This window comes from Kitasatospora sp. NPDC089913, assembly GCF_044748625.1.
GTDB lineage: Bacteria > Actinomycetota > Actinomycetes > Streptomycetales > Streptomycetaceae > Kitasatospora.
The window spans coordinates 187,897-208,188 of the sequence record NZ_JBIVGI010000006.1; the positions used below are offsets into that span (position 1 = coordinate 187,897).

Here is a 20,292-nt window from a genome sequence, read left to right on the forward strand (position 1 = left end):
ATGAGCACCGGCGACAAGCGGTCGACCGAGCAGGACGTGGCACAGCGGCGCGAGGAGCTGCTGCGGCGCCGGCTGGCCGGCAAGCGAGGGGGCCGCCGGTCCGTCATCCCCCGGGCCGACCGTGAGCAGCCGCTGCCGCTGTCCTTCGGCCAGCAGCAGATGTGGTTCCTCAACCGCCTGGAGCCGGACAGCGCCGAGTACCTGGTGCCGCTGGTGCTGCGCCTCACCGGTGCCCTCGACCGCGAGGCGCTCGGCGCCGCCTGGACCGGGATCGTCGCCCGGCACGAGATCCTGCGCACCCGCTACGCGCTGGTGGGCGAGGAGCCGGTCCAGGTGGTCGAGGAGGCCCGCCCGGCGCCGCTGCCGGTCACCGACCTGACCGCCGTCCCGGCCGCCGAGCGCGAGCGTCGCGCCCGCGCGGCGGCCGAGACCGAGATCGCCGTCCCGTTCGACCTGGAGCGGGACCTCTCGGCCCGGGCCCGGCTGATCGCCCTCGCCGAGGACGAGCACCTGCTGGTGGTCACCTTCCACCACATCGCCTGCGACGCCTGGTCGGTCGGCCTGTTCGCCGAGGAACTCGGCAACCGCTACGCCGCGTCCGTGGCCGGGCGGGCCGACCTGCCGGCGCCGCTGCCGGTCCAGTACGCCGACTTCGCCGCCTGGCAGCGCCGCGAGCTCACCGGCGAGGCCCTGGAACGCCAGCTCGGCCACTGGCGCGAGCGGCTCGCCGGCGTGCCCGTGCTCGACCTGCCCACCGACCGGCCGCGCCCGGCCCGCCGCGACCCGGCCGGCGACGCCGTCCCGTTCCGCATCCCGGCCGAGACCGCGCGCCGCGCCCTCGCGCTCGCCACCGCCCACGACACCACCCGCTTCACCGTCCTGCTCACCGCCTTCCAGGGCCTGCTGGCCCGCTGGACCGGCTCCAGCGACATCCCGGTCGGCGTCACCGTCTCCGGTCGCGCCCGGCCCGAGCTCCAGCCGCTGATCGGCTACGGCATCAACGTCGTCGTGGCCCGCCTCGGCTGGACCGGCGACCCGGCCTTCGGGGACCTCCTCGACGCCGGCCGCGCCACCGTGCTGGACGCCTTCGCCCACCAGTCGGTGCCCTTCGCCCGCCTCGTCGACGAGCTGCAGCCCGAGCGCGACGCCTCCCGCACCCCGCTCTACCAGGCCGACTTCGTCCTCCGCGAGCACCGGACCCCGGCCTTCGAGCTGCCCGGCCTGAGCGTGCGCGCCGAGACCGCCGACCGCGTCGCCAAGACCGACCTCACCCTCGACATCGAGGACGCCCGGGACGGCGAGCTGCACGCCCGGCTGCGCTACGCCACCGCCCTGTTCGACCGGGAGACGGTCGAGCGGATGGCCGCCCACTACCTCCGGCTGCTGGACGCCGCCACCGCCGACCCGACCGCCCGGCTCTCCGCCCTGCCGATGCTCGGCGAGGACGAGCTCGAACTCGAGCAGGCGCAGGCGCAGACGCAGCCGCCGACCGGTGCCGAGGAGCCTTTCGACGGGAGCGCCGCCGTCACCGTGCCCGCGCTCTTCGCCGAGCAGGCCCGCCGCACCCCCGACGCGCCCGCCGTCCTGTTCCGCGACACCACCCTGACCTACCGGGAGCTGGACGAGCGGTCCGACCGCCTCGCCCGGCTGCTGACCGGCCGGGGCGTCGGCCCCGAGCAGCTGGTCGCGCTCGCCCTGCCGCGCTCCGCCGAGCTGGTCGTCGCCGTGCTCGCCGTGCTCAAGTCCGGCGCCGCCTACCTGCCGATCGACCCGGCCCACCCCGTCGACCGGATCGCCTTCCAGCTCGCCGACGCCCGCCCGGCCCTCGCCCTGACCGCCGCCGACACCGACGGCCTGCTCGAGGACCCGGCGCTCGCCCGGATCGTCCTGGACACCGACGCCACCGCCGAGGCGCTCGCCGCGCAGCCCGCCACCGCTCTGGCCGACGCCGAGCGGACCGCGCCGCTGCTGCCCGCCCACCCCGCCTACGCGATCTACACCTCCGGCTCCACCGGCCGCCCCAAGGGCGTCCTGGTCGGCCACGGCGCCCTCGCCAACCAGATGACCTGGATGGCCGCCGAGTTCCCGCTCGCCGCCGACGACCGGGTGCTGTCCCGCACCGCGCTGACCTTCGACGCCTCGGTGTGGGAGCTGTGGCTGCCCCTGCTGACCGGCGCCGCCGTGCGGGTCGCCCCCGCCGAGGTGCTGCGCGACCCCGAGCTGCTGCTCGCCCACATCGCCGAGCACGGTGTCACCGTCGCCCAGTTCGTCCCCTCGCTGCTCGCGGTGGCCGCCCGCGCCCACCGCCCGGGCACGCCGCTGCCGCTGCGCCGGGTGTTCACCGGCGGCGAGCCGATCGCCCCCGCCCTCGCCGCCGAGGTCACCGCCGCCTGGGGCGTGCGGATCCACAACCTGTACGGCCCGACCGAGACCACCGTCCAGATCACCACCCACGCCTTCGACCCGGCCGCCGACACCGCGACCGTGCCGCTCGGCGGCCCGGTCCGCAACACCCGGCTGCACGTGCTCGACGCCGCCCTGCGCCCGGTCCCGGCCGGTGCGACGGGCGAGCTGTACGTGGCCGGCCACCAGCTCGCCCGCGGCTACCTGCGCCGCCCGGAGCTGACTGCCGAGCGCTTCCTGCCGAACCCATTCGGCGCCGCCGGGGAGCGCCTCTACCGCACCGGCGACCTGGTGCGCCGCCGCCGGGACGGCCGGCTGGAGTACGCCGGCCGCGCCGACGAGCAGGTCAAGGTCCGCGGCTACCGGATCGAGCCGGGCGAGATCGAGGCCGCCGTCACCGGCTGCCCCGGCGTCCGGCAGGCCGCCGTCGTGGTCCGCGAGGACCGGCCCGGGGACCGCACGATCGTCGCCTACGCGGTGGCCGCGCCGGGCGCCCGGATCGACGCCCGCGAGGTGCGCGAGCTGGTCGCCGCCCGGCTGCCCGAGTACATGGTCCCGTCGGCGGTCGTCGCGCTGGACGCGCTGCCGCTGACCCCCAACGGCAAGCTCGACCGGCGGGCCCTGCCCGCACCGGGCGCCGAGGACCTCGCCGCCCGCCGGTACGTCGCCCCGCGGACCGCGGCCGAGGAGCGGATCGGCCGAGTGTGGGCCGAGGTGCTCGGCCTGCCGGAGGTCGGCGCCGAGGACGGCTTCTTCGACCTCGGCGGCGACTCCATCCGCGCCGTGCGGCTGGCCGGCGCGCTGCGCGAGGCCGGCTACGAGGTCGCCGTCCGCGACCTCTTCGAGCACCGGACCGTCGCCGCGCTGGCCGCCGCCGTCGCCGACCGGGACACCCCCGCCACCGCCGTCGCCGCGGTCGCGCCGTTCGCGCTGATCGACGCCGCGGACCGGGCGCTGCTGCCGGCCGACGCCGTGGACGCGTACCCGCTGTCGCAGGTGCAGACCGGCATGCTGGTCGAGATGCTGACCGGCGAGGGCGGCAACGCCTACCGCAACATCAGCTCCTACCGGATCCCCGACACCGAGCCGTTCTCCGCCGAGGCGCTGCGCGCCGCCGTCGCGCTGCTCACCGACCGCCACGAGATCCTGCGCACCTCCGTCCACCTGGAGGGCTTCGGCCGCCCGCTGCAGCTGGTGCACGCGCGGGCCGAGGTGCCGGTCGCGGTCAGCGACGTGCGCGCCCTGTCGGCCGAGCAGCAGGAGCGGCTCGCCGAGGACTTCGGCCGCCAGGAGCGGGCCGCCTGGTTCGGGCTGACCGCCGCGCCGCTGCTGCGGATCGCCGTGCACGTCGAGTCCGACGACGCCTGGCGACTCACCTTCAGCCACTCGCACGCCGTGACCGACGGCTGGACCGTCAACTCGCTGCTGGCCGAACTGCTGGACTGCTACCGCGCGCTGCGCGACGGCCGGGAGCCGGCGGCCGCCGAGCTGCCCGCCGTCCGCTACGCCGACTTCGTCGCCGCCGAGCTGGACGCGCTGGCCGACCCGGCCGAGCAGGCGTACTGGGCCGGGGTCGTGGGCAGCCACGCACCGGTGTCCGTCCCCGCCTCCTGGGCGGCGTCCGCGGCAAGGACCGCGGAGCCGCTGCACGTCCGCGTCCCGTACGGCGACCTGGCGGACGGGCTGCGCACGCTCGCGGCCGAGTCCGGCGCCTCGCTGAAGACCGTGCTGCTGGCCGCCCACCTCAAGGTGCTGGCCACGCTGTCCACCGAGGACGCCGTCCACACCGGAGTCGTGTACCACGGCCGGCTGGAGGCGGTCGGCGCCGACCGGGTGCTCGGCATGCACCTCAACACCCTGCCGTTCCCGGCCCGTCCGGGCGCCGCCCGCACCTGGCGCGAGCTGGTCGAGGCGGTGCGCCGCCAGGAGGCCGAGATCTGGTCGCACCGGCGCTACCCGCTGCCCGCGATCCAGCGCGCGGCCGGCGTCGGCGGCGAGCTGCTGCCGGTGCTCTTCGACCACCAGGACTTCCACCAGGTCGACCGCGACACCACCGAGGTCGACGGCGGACTGCGCGACGGCGGCAACGAGTTCGAGCTCACCGCGATCTCCCGCGGCGGCGGCATCGACCTCAGCACCACGACCGCCGTGGTGAGCCGGGCGAACCTGGCGCGCCTCGGTTCGATGTACCGGGCCGTGCTGGCCGCGATGGCCGCCGGCGGGGAGGGCGGCGCCCGGGGCGCGGTCCTGCCCGAGGGCGAGCGCGAGCAACTGCTGGGTGCGTGGAACGCGCCGGTGGAGCGGCCGGTGACGGAGACCGTGCACGAGCTGTTCGCGGCGGTCGCAGCCGGGACGCCGGAGGCCGTGGCCCTCACCGTCGACGGGCAGGCCGTCACCTACCGGGAGCTGGACGAGCGGGCCAACCGGATCGCCCACCACCTGGTCGCCCTGGGCGCCGGTCCGGACGTGATCGTCGGCATCTGCCTGGAGCGCGGTCCGGACCTGCTGCCGACCCTGCTCGGTGTGCTGAAGTCGGGCGCCGCCTATCTGCCGCTGGACCCGGTGAACCCGGCCGAGCGCCTGGCCTACATGCTGGCCGACGCGCAGGCGCCGATCCTGGTCACCCACTCCGCCGTCGCCGCACCGGAGTTCACCGGCACCCGGATCGTGCTGGACCGCGACGCGGAGGCGATCGCGGTCCGTCCGGCCACCGCCCCCGTGACCGAGGTGCGGCCGGACAACCTGATCTACGTCATCTACACCTCCGGCTCCACCGGCCTGCCCAAGGGCGTCTGCCTGACCCACGCCAACGTCGTCCGGCTCTTCCGCTCCACCCACGACCGCTTCGCCTTCGCGGCCGACGACGTCTGGACCCTCTTCCACTCCTACGCCTTCGACTGGTCCGTCTGGGAGATGTGGGGCGCCCTGCTGCACGGCGGCCGCCTGGTCGTCGTCCCGCCCGCGGTCGGCCGGTCCCCGCAGGACCTGCTGGACCTGCTGGTCCGCGAGCGGGTCACCGTGCTCGGCCAGACCCCGTCCGCCTTCCGCGCGCTCGCCGCCCTCGCCGCCGACGGCGACCCCCGGACCGACGAACTCGCCCTGCACACCGTCATCTTCGGCGGCGAGCGGCTCGACATGTCCGAACTCCGGCCCTGGACGGACCGCCTCGGCGCGCGCCGCCCCGCGCTGGTCAACATGTACGGGATCACCGAGACCACCGTCCACTCCACCTACCACCGGGTGACCGAGGACGACCTCGCCCGCACCGCCCACAGCCCCATCGGCTCCCCGCTCTCCGACCTCACCGTCCACCTGCTCGACGCGGACGGCCGGTTGGTGCCGATCGGCGTCCCCGGCGAGATCCACGTCGGCGGCCCGGCCGCCGCGCGCGGCTACCTGCGCCGCCCGGAGCTGACCGCCGAGCGCTTCGTCCCCGACCCGTACGGCCCGGCCGGCTCCCGCCTCTACCGCAGCGGCGACCTCGCCGTCCGCCTGGCCGACGGCACCCTGGAGTCCCTCGGCCGGATCGACAAGCAGGTCAAGGTCCGCGGCTACCGGATCGAGCTGGGCGAGATCGAGGCCTGCCTGCGCGAGCACCCGCAGGTCCGCGACGCCGTGGTCGCGGTGCGCGAGGGCGAGGCGGGGGAGAAGACCCTCGCCGCCTACCTGGTCGTCGCCCACGGCGCGACCCTGGACGCGACCGCGCTCCGCGCCCACCTCGGCGCCGCACTGCCGGAGTACATGGTCCCGGCGGCCTTCGTCGAGCTCGCCGCCGTCCCGCTGACCGCCAACGGCAAGGTCGACCTGCGCGCCCTGCCGGCGCCGGATCTGGCGGCCTTCGCGGGTGCGGCGTTCGTCGCCGCGCGTACGCCGGTGGAGGAGCGGCTCGCCGCGGTGTGGGCCGAGGTCCTGGGCCTGCCGCAGGTGGGTGTCGAGGACAGCTTCTTCGACCTCGGCGGCGACTCGATCCGGGCCGTGCGCCTGGTCGGCGCGCTGCGTGCGGCCGGTTTCGACGTCTCGATCTCGGACGTGTTCCAGCTGAAGACCATCGCCGCGCTGGCGGGCCGGGTGGCCGGCCAGGAGGGCGGCGAGTCGCTCATCCGCGTCGTGGAGCCGTTCGCGCTGATCGGCGAGCGGGACCGGGCCCAGCTCCCGGCAGGCGTCGTGGACGCCTACCCGTTGTCGCAGGTGCAGACCGGCATGCTGGTCGAGATGCTGGCTTCCGGTGACGAGCACGTCTACCAGAACATCAACTCCTTCCGGATCCCGGACGCGCAGCCGTTCTCCGCCGAGGCCCTGCGCGAGGCGCTCGCCACCGTCGTCGCCCGGCACGACATCCTGCGCACCTCGATGCACCTGGACGGCTTCAGCCAGCCGCTCCAGCTGGTGCACGCGCAGGTCGACGTCCCGCTCGCGGTGCACGACCTGCGGGGCTTGTCCGCCGAGGAGCAGTCCGGCCGGGCGACGGCGTACGTCGCCGCCGAGCGGGCGGCGGGCTTCGAGCTCACCGCCGCGCCGCTGCTGCGCGTCGCCGTGCACGTCGAGTCGGACGACGCCTGGCGGATGACGTTCAGTCACATCCACGCCATTACCGAGGGGTGGAGCTACCACACCCTGTTGATGGAGGTCCTGGCCTGCTACCGCGGCCTGGTCGAGGGTCGTGGCCTGCCCGCGTACGAGGCTCCCGCCGTCCGGTACGCCGACTTCATCGCCGCCGAGCTCGCCTCGCTGGCCGACGCCGACGACCAGGCGTTCTGGCAGGACGTGGTGACCTCCCACGCACCGACCGCGCTCCCCGCCTCCTGGGCGGAGCAGGGTGCCGGCCGGGAGAAGGTGCACGTCCGGGTGGTGTACGGGGACCTCGAGGAGGGTCTGCGGGCGCTGGCGGCCTCGGCGAGGACGTCGCTCAAGAGTGTGCTGCTGGCGGCGCACCTGAAGGTGCTGGGCATGGTGTCGGGTGAGGAGTCCTTCCACACGGGTGTGGTGTACCACGGCCGGCTGGAGGCGCCGGGTGCGGACCGGGTGCTGGGTATGCACCTGAACACGCTGCCGTTCCCGGCCCGTTCGGGCGCCGCCCGTACCTGGCGGGAGCTGGTGGAGGGGGTGTACCGGCAGGAGACCGAGATCTGGTCGCACCGCCGCTACCCGCTGCCCGCCATCCAGCGCGCGGCCGGCGGATCGGGCGACCTGCTCGGCATCCTGTTCGAGTACCTGGACTTCCACCAGGTCGACACCGACGCGATCGACGCCACTGCCACCATGGGCACCGGCGGCAACGAGTTCGGCCTCAACGTCATTGCCCGGGGCGGGAAGCTGGGCCTGAGCAGCGCGACCGACGTGGTCGCCCGGGTGAACCTGGAGCGACTGGGCGGAATGTACCGCTCGGTGCTGGAGGCCATGGCGGCCGATCCGGACGGGGACGCGAGTGCGGTGTTCCTGGCGGACGCCGAGCGAGCGCTGCTGGGCGACTGGGCGTCGGGTGGTTCGGTGGAGCGTCCGGGTGCTCTGGTGCTGGAGCTGTTCGAGGCGCAGGTTGCCGCGACGCCGGACGCTGTCGCGGTCGTCGCGGGTGCCGTCCGGCTCTCCTACCGTGAGGTGGAGGAGCGGGCGAACCAGGTGGCGCACCACCTGCTGGCGGCCGGTGCGGTCGCCGACTCGCTGGTGGGTGTGTGCCTGGAGCGCGGTCCCGAGCTGGTGCCGGTGCTGCTGGGCATCTGGAAGGCGGGCGCGGCGTACCTGCCGCTCGACCCGACCCTGCCCGCCGAGCGCCTCGCGTACATCCTCGCCGACACGGCGGCCCCGGTCCTGGTCACCAGCACCGCCCACACCGCCGCACTCTCGGCCGTCCACCAGGGCACCCTGGTCGTCCTGGACACCGACCGCCGTCTGAAGCGTCGCCCCACCACGGCTCCGGCGCGTACGACGGACCCGGCGCAGCTCGCGTACGTCATCTACACCTCGGGTTCGACGGGTCGTCCCAAGGGTGTGATGGTCCAGCACGCGGGTCTGGTGAACTACCTGGCGTGGACGGTGGACACCTATGCCTCGCACGGCACGGGTGGTGCTCCGCTGTTCTCGTCGATCTCGTTCGACCTGGGTATTCCGGACCTGTTCACGCCGCTCATCTGCGGCCAGGCGGTGACCCTGCTTCCGGACGGCCTGGACACGGCGTCGCTGGGTTCTGCCCTGGCGGAGGCGGGTCCGTTCAGCTTCGTGAAGCTCACCCCCGGCCACCTCGACCTCCTCACCCACCAGCTCACCGCCGACCAGGCCCGGGATCTTGCCGGTGTCGTCATCGCGGCTGGTGACAACTTCCCCGTCTCCCTCGCCGAGCGCTGGCGGCAGCTGGCCGGTGAGGGCGGTACGAAGGTTGCGACGGAGTACGGGCCGACCGAGATCACCATCGGCAACTCGGGTCTGATCATCGACACCCTGCCGGTGACCGAGGCGATCCCGCTCGGCGCCCCGATCCCCAACACCGGCATGTACGTCCTCACCGCCGACCTGCAGCCGACCCCGATCGGTGTCGCGGGCGAGGTGTACATCGACGGCTCCGGTCTGGCGCGCGGCTACCTCGGCCGCCCGGACCTGACCGCCGAGAAGTTCCTCCCCAACCCCCACGGCCCCGCCGGCTCCCGCCTCTACCGCACCGGCGACCTCGCCCGGTTCCTGCCGGACGGCACCCTCGAAACCCTGGGCCGTATCGACAACCAGGTCAAGATCCGCGGCTACCGCATCGAACTCGGCGAGATCGAAGCCCGCCTGCGCGAACACCCCCACGTCCGCGACGCCGTGGTCAGCGTCCGCGAGCCGCAGCCGGGCAACAAGCGCCTCACCGCCTACCTGGTCCCGGTCGAGGCCGCGACCCCCGACACCGCCGCCCTGCGCGCGTACCTCGGGGCCGCGCTGCCCGACTACATGGTCCCCGCGGCCTACCAGCTGATCGACCGCATCCCCCTCACCGGCAACGGCAAGGTCGACCACCGCGCCCTGCCCGCGCCCGACCTGGCCGCCTTCGCCACCGAGGAGTACCTCGCGCCGCGCACGCCGCTGGAGGAGCGCCTCGCCGCCGTCTGGTGCGAGGTCCTGGACCTGCCGCAGGTGGGTGTCGAGGACAGCTTCTTCGACCTCGGCGGCGACTCGATCCGCGCCGTCCGCCTGGTCGGCGCCCTCCGCGCCGCCGGGTACGACGCCTCGATCCCCGACGTCTTCCAGAACCGCACCGTCGCCGCCCTCGCCGAGCTGCTGGGCACCCGCGACCTCGGCCACTCGCTGGTCGCGGCCGTGCAGCCGTTCGCGCTCGTCACCGAGCAGGACCGGGCGCAGCTGCCGGTGGACGCGGTCGACGCGTACCCGCTGTCGCAGGTGCAGACCGGCATGCTGGTCGAGATGCTGGCCGGCGACGGCCGGAACACCTACCGGAACATCACCTCCTTCCGGATCCCCGACACCCGGTCGTTCGACGCCGGGGCCATGCGCACGGCCGTGGACACGGTCGTCGCCCGGCACGAGGTGCTGCGGACGACGATGCACCTGGACGGCTTCTCGCAGCCGCTCCAGCTGGTCCGCGCCGCCGTCGCCGTCCCCGTGCAGGTCGCCGACCTGCGGGGGCTGGCCCCGGAGGAGCAGACGCGGCAGACCCTGGCCTGGGTCGAGGAGGACCGCGCGACCGGTGTCGACCTGGCCGCCGGTCCGCTGCTGCGGCTGGCCGTGCACCTCGAGGCGGACGACGCGTGGCGGCTCACCTTCAGCCACCTGCACGCGATCACCGACGGCTGGACGGTCAACTCCCTGCTGATGGAGCTGGTCGGCGTCTACCGCGAGCTGCGCGACGGTCGGGAGCCGTCCGCGTTCGAGGCGCCCGCCGTCCGGTACGCCGACTTCGTCGCGGCCGAGCAGGCCGCTCTCGCCGACCCCGCCGAGCAGGCGTTCTGGCAGGGCGTCGTGGACACCCACAGCCCGCTCGTCCTGCCGGCCGGCTGGGCCGACGAGACCGCCGACGCCACCGAGCGGCACGGCCTGCGGGTCCCGTTCGCGGACCTCGAGGACGGCCTGCGCAAGCTCGCCGTCGAGGCGAGGACCTCGCTGAAGAGCGTGCTGCTCGCCGCGCACCTGAAGGTGCTGGGCGCGCTGACGGCCGAGGAGTCCTTCCACACGGGCGTGGTCTACCACGGCCGGCTGGAGGCCCCCGGCTCCGACCGGGTGCTCGGCATGCACCTCAACACGCTGCCGCTCCCCGCGAGCCGGGGCGCGCGGAGCTGGCACGAGCTGGTCGAGGGCGTGTACGCCCGGGAGACCGAGATCTGGTCGCACCGGCGCTACCCGCTGCCCGCGATCCAGCGTGCGGCCGGCGTCGGCGGCAGCCTGCTGTCGGTGCTGTTCGACCACCAGAACTTCCACCAGGTCGACGCCGGCTCCGTGGACGTCGAGGCGACCATGGGCGAGGGCGCGAACGAGTTCGACCTCGTGGCCATCGCCAGCGGCGGCGCGTTCAGCCTCAGCTGCGCGGCCACCGTCTTCGCGGCGGAGAACCTGGCGCGGCTCGGGGCGATGTACCGCTCGGTGCTGGAGGCGATGGCGGCGGACCCGTTCGGCGACGCCACCGGCCCGGTGCTGCCGGAGGCGGACCGCGCGCTGCTGCTGGGTGCGTGGAACGCGCCGGTGGAGCGGCCGGTGACGGAGACGGTGCACGAGCTGTTCGCGGCGGTTGCGGCCGGTTCCCCGGAGGCGGTGGCGCTGACCAGCGGCGAACTGCACCTGTCCTACCGGGAGCTGGACGAGCGGGCGAACCGGATCGCCCACCACCTGGTCGCGCTGGGTGCCGGCCCGGACGTGATCGTCGGCGTCTCGCTGGAGCGCGGCCCGGACCTGGTCCCGACCCTGCTGGGTGTGCTGAAGTCGGGTGCTGCGTACCTGCCGCTGGACCCGGTGAACCCGGCCGAGCGCCTGGCCTACATGCTGGCCGACGCGCAGGCGCCGATCCTGGTCACCCACTCCGCTCTGCCGGAGCTGGACTTCGCCGGCACCCGGGTCCTGGTCGACCTGGACGCGGAGGCGATCGCGGTCCGTCCGGCCACCGCCCCCGTGACCGAGGTGCGGCCGGACAATCTGATCTACGTCATCTACACCTCCGGCTCCACCGGCCTGCCCAAGGGCGTCTGCCTCACCCACGCCAACGTCGCCCGGCTGTTCACCGCCACGCGTGAGCAGATCGAGTTCTCGGCCGGGGACGTGTGGGCGCTGTTCCACTCCTACGCCTTCGACGTCTCGGTCTGGGAGATGTGGGGCGCCCTGCTGCACGGTGCCCGGCTGGTGGTCGTCCCGCCGACGGTGAGCCGCTCCCCGCAGGACATGCTGGACCTGCTGGTCCGCGAGCGGGTCACCGTGCTGTGCCAGACCCCGTCCGCCTTCCGCTCGCTGGCCGCCCTGGCCGGCGACGCCGCGGCGGCCGTGGACGGGCTCGCCCTGCGTGCCGTGATCTTCGCCGGCGAGCGGCTGGACATGTCCGAACTGGAGCCGTGGACCGCCCGGTTCGGCATTCGGCGCCCGGCCCTGGTCAACATGTACGGCCCGACCGAGATCACCGTCTACGCCACCCACCACCGGATCGGCGCGGACGACCTGGCCCACCCCGGCCGCAGCGTCATCGGCCGCCGCCTGTCCGACCTCACCATTCACCTCCTGGACGCGGACGGGCAGTTGGTGCCCGTCGGCGTCCCCGGCGAGATGCACATCGGCGGCCCCGGCCTCGCCCGGGGCTACCTGCGCCGGGCCGGGCTGACGGCGGAGAAGTTCGTCCCCGACCCCTTCGGTGCGGCGGGCACCCGCCTCTACCGGACCGGTGACCTGGCGCGCTTCCTGCCCGACGGCTCGATCGACTTCCTCGGCCGGATCGACAAGCAGGTCAAGGTCCGCGGCTACCGGATCGAGCTGGGCGAGATCGAGGCCCGACTGCGCGAGCACACGCTCGTCCGCGACGTCGTCGTGGCGGTGCGCGAGAGCGGGGCGGGCGAGAAGTCCCTGGTCGCGTACGTCGTCCCGGTGGACGGGGCGGCGCTCGACACCGCCGCGCTCCGGGCCCACCTGGCGCAGACCCTGCCGGAGTACATGGTCCCGGCGGCCTTCGTCGAGCTGGCCGCCGTCCCACTGAACGGCAGCGGCAAGGTGGACCACCGCGCGCTGCCGGCGCCGGACCTGGCGGCGTTCGCGGGTGCGGCGTTCGTCGCCGCGCGTACGCCGGTGGAGGAGCGGCTCGCCGCGGTGTGGGCCGAGGTGCTGGGCCTGCCGGAGGTGGGTGTCGAGGACAGCTTCTTCGACCTCGGCGGTGACTCGATCCGCGCGGTCCGGCTGGTCGGTGCGCTGCGTGCGGCCGGGTTCGACGTCTCGATCCCGGACGTGTTCCAGCTGAAGACGATCGCCGCGTTGGCGGGCCGGGTGGCCGGTCAGGAGGTGACCGGTTCCCTGGTGGAGACGGTCGAGCCGTTCGCGCTGATCAGCGACCGCGACCGCGAACGGCTCCCGGCCGACGTGGTGGACGCGTACCCGTTGTCGCAGGTGCAGACCGGCATGCTGGTCGAGATGTTGGCCTCGGCCGACGAGCACGTCTACCAGAACATCAACTCCTTCCGGATCCCCGACACGGAGCCCTTCGACGAGACCGCGATGCGCGCGGCGCTCGCCACCGTCGTGGCCCGCCACGACATCCTGCGCACCTCGATGCACCTGGACGGCTTCAGCCAGCCGCTGCAGCTCGTTCACGCGCAGGTCGAGATCCCGCTCGCCGTGCACGACGTGAGTGCGCTCCCGGCGGAGCGGCAGCAGGAACTCGCCTTCGCCTACGTCGACGAGGAGTACGCCGCCGGCTTCGACCTCACGGCGGCCCCGCTGCTGCGGATCGCCGTCCACATCGAGGGCGCCGACGCCTGGCGGATGACGTTCAGCCAGATCCACGCCATCACCGAGGGGTGGAGCTACCACACCCTGCTGATGGAGCTCGTCGCCGCCTACCGCAGCCTGCGCGACGGCCGGGAGCCGGCCCCGTACGAGGCGCCCGTCGTCCGGTACGCGGACTTCATCGCCGCCGAGCAGGCCGCCCTGACCGACACGGGCGTCCAGGAGTTCTGGCAGCAGGTCGTCGACACCCACAGCCCGGCCCGGATCCCGGCGAGCTGGGCGGCGGCGGACGAGACCGCGGCGCGCGAGACCTTCCACACCCGGGCGCCCTACGCGGACCTGGAGGAGGGCCTGCAGCGGCTCGCCGCCTCGGCGAGGACGTCACTCAAGAGCGTCTTCCTCGCCGCGCACCTGAAGGTGCTGGGCATGCTGACGGTGGAGGAGTCCTTCCACACGGGTGTGGTCTATCACGGTCGTCTGGAGGCGCCGGGGGCGGACCGGGTGCTGGGCATGCACCTCAACACCCTTCCTTTCCCGACTCGTTCGGGCGCGGCGCGTACGTGGCGGGAGCTGGTGGAGGGGGTGTACCGGCAGGAGACCGAGATCTGGTCGCACCGCCGTTACCCGCTGCCCGCGATCCAGCGGGCGGCCGGCAACTCGCGTGAGCTGCTGACCGTCCTGTTCGAGTACCTGGACTTCCACCAGGTCGACACCGACACCGTCGACGTCCAGGCCAACATGGGCAGCGACGCCAACGAGTTCGGTCTCAACGTCATCGCCCGCAGCGGCCGGATCAACCTGTACAGCACGGGTGCCGTCGTGAGCGGCGAGAACCTGGAGCGGCTGGGCGGGATGTACCGCTCGGTACTGGAGGCCATGGCGGCCGATCCGGACGGGGACGCGAGTGCGGTGTTCCTGTCGGACGCCGAACGTGCGTTGCTGGGTGAGTGGGCGACCGGCGGTTCGGTGGAGCGTTCGGGTGCTCTGGTGCTGGAGCTGTTCGAGGCGCAGGTTGCCGCGACGCCGGACGCTGTCGCGGTCGTCGCCGGGGATGTTCGGCTCTCCTACCGTGAGGTGGAGGAGCGGGCGAACCAGGTGGCGCACCACCTGCTGGCGGCTGGTGCGATCCCGGACTCGCTGGTGGGTGTGTGCCTGGAGCGCGGTCCCGAGCTGGTCCCGGTGCTGCTGGGTATCTGGAAGGCCGGTGCGGCGTACCTGCCGCTGGACCCGACTCTGCCCGCCGAGCGCCGCGCGTTCATTCTGGAGGACACCCGGGCGCAGATCCTGGTCACGGACACGGTCGGTGCTTTCGAGGGGACGACTCTGCTCGTCGGCGACCTCGTCGGCGGCGACGTCACCGCTCCGGCCCGTTCGACGGACCCGGCGCAGCTGGCGTACGTCATCTACACCTCCGGCTCCACCGGCCGCCCCAAGGGCGTGATGATCCACCACGCTGGTCTGGCCAACTACCTGACCTGGACCGTCGACACCTACGCCTCCCACGGCACGGGCGGTGCCCCGTTGTTCTCGTCGATCTCGTTCGACCTGGGTATTCCGGACCTGTTCACGCCGCTGGTCTGCGGCCAGCCGGTCACCCTGCTGCCGGACGGTATCGACACCGCGTCGCTGGGTGCGGCGCTGGCGGAGGCGGGTCCGTTCAGCTTCGTGAAGCTCACCCCCGGCCACCTCGACCTCCTCACCCACCAGCTCTCCGCCGACCAGGCCCGCGACCTCGCAGGTGTCGTCATCGCCGCCGGTGACAACTTCCCCGTCTCCCTCGCCGAGCGCTGGCGCGAGCTGGCCGGCGCGGGTGGCACGAAGGTCGCCACCGAGTACGGCCCCACCGAGATCACGATCGGCAACTCCGGTCTGATCATCGACACCCTGCCCGTGACCGAGGCGATCCCGCTCGGCGCGCCGATCCCCAACACCGGCATGTACGTCCTGACCGCCGACCTGCAGCCGACCCCGATCGGTGTCGCGGGCGAGGTGTACATCGACGGCTCCGGTCTGGCGCGCGGCTACCTCGGCCGCCCGGACCTGACCGCAGAGAAGTTCCTCCCCAACCCCCACGGCCCCGCCGGCTCCCGCCTCTACCGCACCGGCGACCTCGCCCGGTTCCTGCCGGACGGCACCCTCGAAACCCTGGGCCGCGTCGACAACCAGGTCAAGATCCGCGGCTACCGCATCGAACTCGGCGAGATCGAAGCCCGCCTGCGCGAGCACGCCCAGGTCCGCGACGCCGTCGTGGCCGTCCGCGCCCTCGGCTCCGGCGAGAAGTCCCTCGTCGCCTACCTGCTCCTGGCCGACGGTGTCGCCCTGGACGCGGCGGCCGTGCGCGAGCACCTCGGCACCGCGCTCCCCGAGTACATGGTCCCGGCGGCCTTCGTCGAGCTGGCCGAGATCCCGCTGACCGCCAACGGCAAGGTGGACCACCGCGCGCTGCCGGCGCCGGACCTGGCGGCGTTCGCGGGTGCGGCGTTCGTCGCCGCGCGTACGCCGTTGGAGGAGCGCCTCGCCGCCGTCTGGTGCGAGGTGCTGGGCCTGCCGGAGGTGGGTGTCGAGGACAGCTTCTTCGACCTCGGCGGTGACTCGATCCGTGCCGTCCGTCTGGTCGGTGCGCTGCGTGCCGCCGGTTACGACGTCTCGATCCCGGACGTGTTCCAGCTGAAGACGATCGCGGCCCTGGCCGGCCGTGTCGCCGGTCAGGAGGCTTCGGTCTCCCTCGTCGAGACCGTCGAGCCGTTCGCGCTGATCGGTGCCCCGGACCGGGCCGTTCTCCCGGCGGGTGTGGTCGACGCCTATCCGCTGTCGCAGGTGCAGACCGGCATGCTGGTCGAGATGCTGGCCTCGGGCGACGAGCACGTCTACCAGAACATCAACTCCTTCCGGATCCCGGACGCACAGCCGTTCTCCGCCGAGGCGATGCGCGAAGCCGTGGACACCGTCGTGGCACGCCACGACATCCTGCGCACCACCATGCACCTGACCGGCTACGCGCAGCCGCTCCAGCTCGTCCACGGCGAGGTCCGGATCCCGGTCGGCGTTCACGACGTCCGTGGACTGTCGGCCGAGCAGCAGACCGCGCTCGCCTTCTCCTTCGTGGACCAGGAGCGCGCCGCCGGGTTCGACATCGAGGCCGGACCGCTGCTGCGGCTCTCGGTCCACATCGAGTCGGACACGGCATGGCGAATGACGTTCAGTCACATCCACGCCATCACCGAGGGGTGGAGCTACCACACCCTGCTGATGGAGCTGCTGACCTGCTACCGCAGCCTGGTCGAGGGTCGCGGCGTCCCCGCCTACGAGGTGCCGGCCGTTCGCTTCGCCGACTTCATCGCGGCCGAGCAGGCCTCGCTGAGCAGCGAGTCCGACCAGTCCTTCTGGCTGGAGGTCGTGGACACCCACAGTCCGGCTCAACTCCCGGCCACCTGGGCCGAGTCGGGGGATCCGAACGAGCCGCTGCATCTCCGTGTCCCGTACCTGGATCTGGAGGACGACCTCCGCCGGCTTGCCGTCGATGCCAAGACCTCGCTCAAGAGTGTGCTGCTGGCGGCGCACCTGAAGGTGCTGGGCATGCTGACGGTGGAGGAGTCCTTCCACACGGGCGTGGTGTACCACGGCCGGCTGGAGGCGCCGGGTGCGGACCGGGTGCTGGGCATGCACCTCAACACGCTGCCGTTCCCGGCCCGTTCGGGCGCCGCCCGTACCTGGCGGGAGCTGGTGGAGGGGGTGTATCGGCAGGAGACCGAGATCTGGTCGCACCGCCGCTACCCGCTGCCCGCCATCCAGCGGGCGGCCGGCAACTCGCGTGAGCTGCTGACCATCCTGTTCGAGTACCTGGACTTCCACCTGGTGGACACGGCCGCCGTGGACGTCGACGCGACGATGGTCGACGGCACCAACGAGTTCGCGCTCAACGTGGTCATCTCGCGTGGCAGCTTCGGACTCACCAGCTCGACCGACGTGGTCAGCCGGGTGAACCTGGAGCGGTTGGGCGGGATGTACCGCTCGGTGCTGGAGGCCATGGCGGCCGATCCGGACGGGGACGCGAGTGCGGTGTTCCTGGCGGACGCCGAGCGAGCGCTGCTGGGCGACTGGGCTTCGGGCGGTTCGGTGGAGCGTTCGGGTGCTCTGGTGCTGGACCTGTTCGAGGCGCAGGTTGCCGCGACGCCGGACGCTGTCGCGGTCGTCGCCGGGGATGTTCGGCTCTCGTACCGTGAGGTGGAGGAGCGGACGAACCAGGTGGCGCACCATCTGCTGGCGGCCGGTGCGGTCGCGGACTCGCTGGTGGGTGTGTGCCTGGAGCGCGGTCCCGAGCTGGTGCCGGTGCTGCTGGGTATCTGGAAGGCGGGGGCGGCGTACCTGCCGCTGGACCCGACCCTCCCGGCGGAGCGGCGTGCCTTCATCCTGGAGGACACCCGCGCCCGGATCCTGGTCACGGACACTGTTGCTGCGTTCGACGGGACGACTCTGCTCGTCGGCGACCTGACCGGCGGCGACGTCACGGCCCCCGCCCGTTCGACGGACCCGGCGCAGCTCGCCTATGTCATCTACACCTCGGGTTCGACGGGTCGTCCCAAGGGTGTGATGGTCCAGCACGCGGGTCTGGTGAACTACCTGGCGTGGACGGTGGACACCTATGCCTCGCACGGCACGGGTGGTGCTCCGCTGTTCTCGTCGATCTCGTTCGACCTGGGTATTCCGGACCTGTTCACGCCGCTGATCTGCGGCCAGGCGGTGACCCTGCTTCCGGACGGCCTGGACACGGCGTCGCTGGGTTCTGCCCTGGCGGAGGCGGGTCCGTTCAGCTTCGTGAAGCTCACCCCCGGCCACCTCGACCTCCTCACCCACCAGCTCACCGCCGACCAGGCCCGCACCCTCGCGGGTGTGGTGATCGCGGCCGGTGACAACTTCCCCGTCTCCCTCGCCGAGCGCTGGCAGCAGCTCGCCGGCGAGGGCGGTACGAAGGTTGCGACGGAGTACGGGCCGACCGAGATCACCATCGGCAACTCGGGTCTGATCATCGACACCCTGCCGGTGACCGAGGCGATCCCGCTGGGTGCGCCGATCCCGAACACCGGCATGTACGTCCTGACCGAGGGCCTGCAGCCGACGCCGATCGGTGTCGCCGGAGAGGTCTACATCGACGGCGCGGGCCTGGCGCGCGGCTACCTCGGCCGCCCCGACCTGACCGCCGAGAAGTTCCTCCCCAACCCCCACGGCCCCGCCGGCTCCCGCCTCTACCGCACCGGCGACCTCGCCCGCTTCCTGCCGGACGGCACCCTCGAAACCCTGGGCCGTATCGACAACCAGGTCAAGATCCGCGGCTACCGCATCGAACTCGGCGAGATCGAAGCCCGCCTGCGCGAGCACGCCCACGTCCGCGACGCCGTCGTGGCCGTCCGCACCCTCGGCTCCGGCGAGAAGTCCCTCGTCGCCTACCTCGTCACCACCGACGACACCAGCGACGCCGCGACCCCCGACGTCCGTACCTTCCTCGCCGAGTCGCTCCCCGACTACATGGTCCCGGCCGCCGTCATGACCATCGGAAGCATCCCGCTGACCGCCAACGGCAAGGTCGACCACCGCGCCCTCCCGTCCCCCGACCTGGCCGCGTTCGCGGGTGCGGCGTTCGTCGCGCCGCGCACCCCGGCGGAGGAGCGTCTCGCCGCCGTCTGGTGCGAGGTACTGGGCCTGCCGGAGGTGGGTGTCGAGGACAGTTTCTTCGATCTCGGCGGCGACTCCATCCGCGCCGTGCGCCTGGTCGGTGCCCTGCGTGCCGCCGGGTACGACGTCTCGATCCCGGACGTCTTCCAGCTGAAGACGATCGCCGCCCTGGCGGTCGGCGCGGCCGGCCGGGAGGCGGGCGCCACGCTCGTCGGGACGGTGAAGCCGTTCGCCCTGATCGGCGACGGCGACCGGGCCGCTCTCCCGGCGGGTGTCGTGGACGCCTACCCGCTGTCGCAGGTGCAGACCGGCATGCTCATCGAGATGCTGGCCGCCGGGGACGGCAACGTCTACCGCAACATCAACTCCTTCCGGATCCCGGACACGGAGCCCTTCGACGGGGCCGCGATGAGGGCGGCCGTGGACACCGTCGTGGCCCGCCACGACATCCTGCGGACCACCATGCACCTGGACGGGTTCTCGCAGCCGCTCCAGCTCGTCCACGGGAGCACCGCGGTCCCGCTGGCCGTCCACGACCTGCGCGGTCTGTCGGCCGAGCAGCAGACCGACCGCAGCCTCGCCTTCGTCGCCGACGAGCACGCGGCGGGCTTCGACCTGGCCACCGGTCCGCTGCTGCGGCTGGCCGTGCACCTCGAGGCGGACGACGCGTGGCGGCTCACCTTCAGCCACATCCACGCGACCACGGACGGCTGGACGGTCAACTCCCTGCTGATGGAGCTGGTCGGCGTCTACCGCGAGCTGCGCGACGGCCGCGAGCCGGCCGCCTACGAGGCGCCGTCGGTCCGGTTCGCGGACTTCGTCGCCGCCGAGCAGGCCTCGCTGAGCAGTGAGTCCGACCAGTCCTTCTGGCAGGGCGTCCTGGACCGCCACGCCCCGATGGTGCTTCCCACCGCCTGGGCCGACAGCGCGGGAAGCACCGGTCAGCTCAACGAGCGCGTGCCGTTCGCCGACCTGGAGGAGGGCCTGCGCAGGCTGGCGACCGCGACCGGGACGGCTCTCAAGAGTGTGCTGCTCGCCGCGCACCTGAAGGTGCTGGGCGCGCTGACGGCCGAGGAGTCCTTCCACACGGGCGTGGTCTACCACGGCCGGCTGGAGGCGCCGGGCGCGGACCGGGTGCTCGGCATGCACCTCAACACCCTGCCGTTCCCCGCCACCCGGGGTGCCCGGACCTGGCACGAGCTGGTCGAGGGGGTGTACCGGCAGGAGACCGAGATCTGGGCCCACCGCCGCTACCCGCTGCCCGCGATCCAGCGCGCAGCCGGGACCGCCGGGGCTCAGGAGCTGCTGTCGACCGTCTTCGAGTGC

At 73.2% G+C, this 20,292-nt stretch carries 1 protein-coding gene (only partly in view); it reads left to right on the forward strand.

Annotation, left to right across the window (positions count from 1 at the left end; all coding sequences use genetic code 11):
* A protein-coding gene (locus ACIPYS_RS12365; RefSeq protein ID WP_400745683.1) for a non-ribosomal peptide synthase/polyketide synthase crosses the window boundary here: on the forward strand, positions 1–20,292 show its 5' portion. It continues 7,410 nt past the right edge of the window; only the first 20,292 of its 27,702 coding nucleotides appear in the window; the start codon lies at positions 1–3; the stop codon falls past the right edge of the window.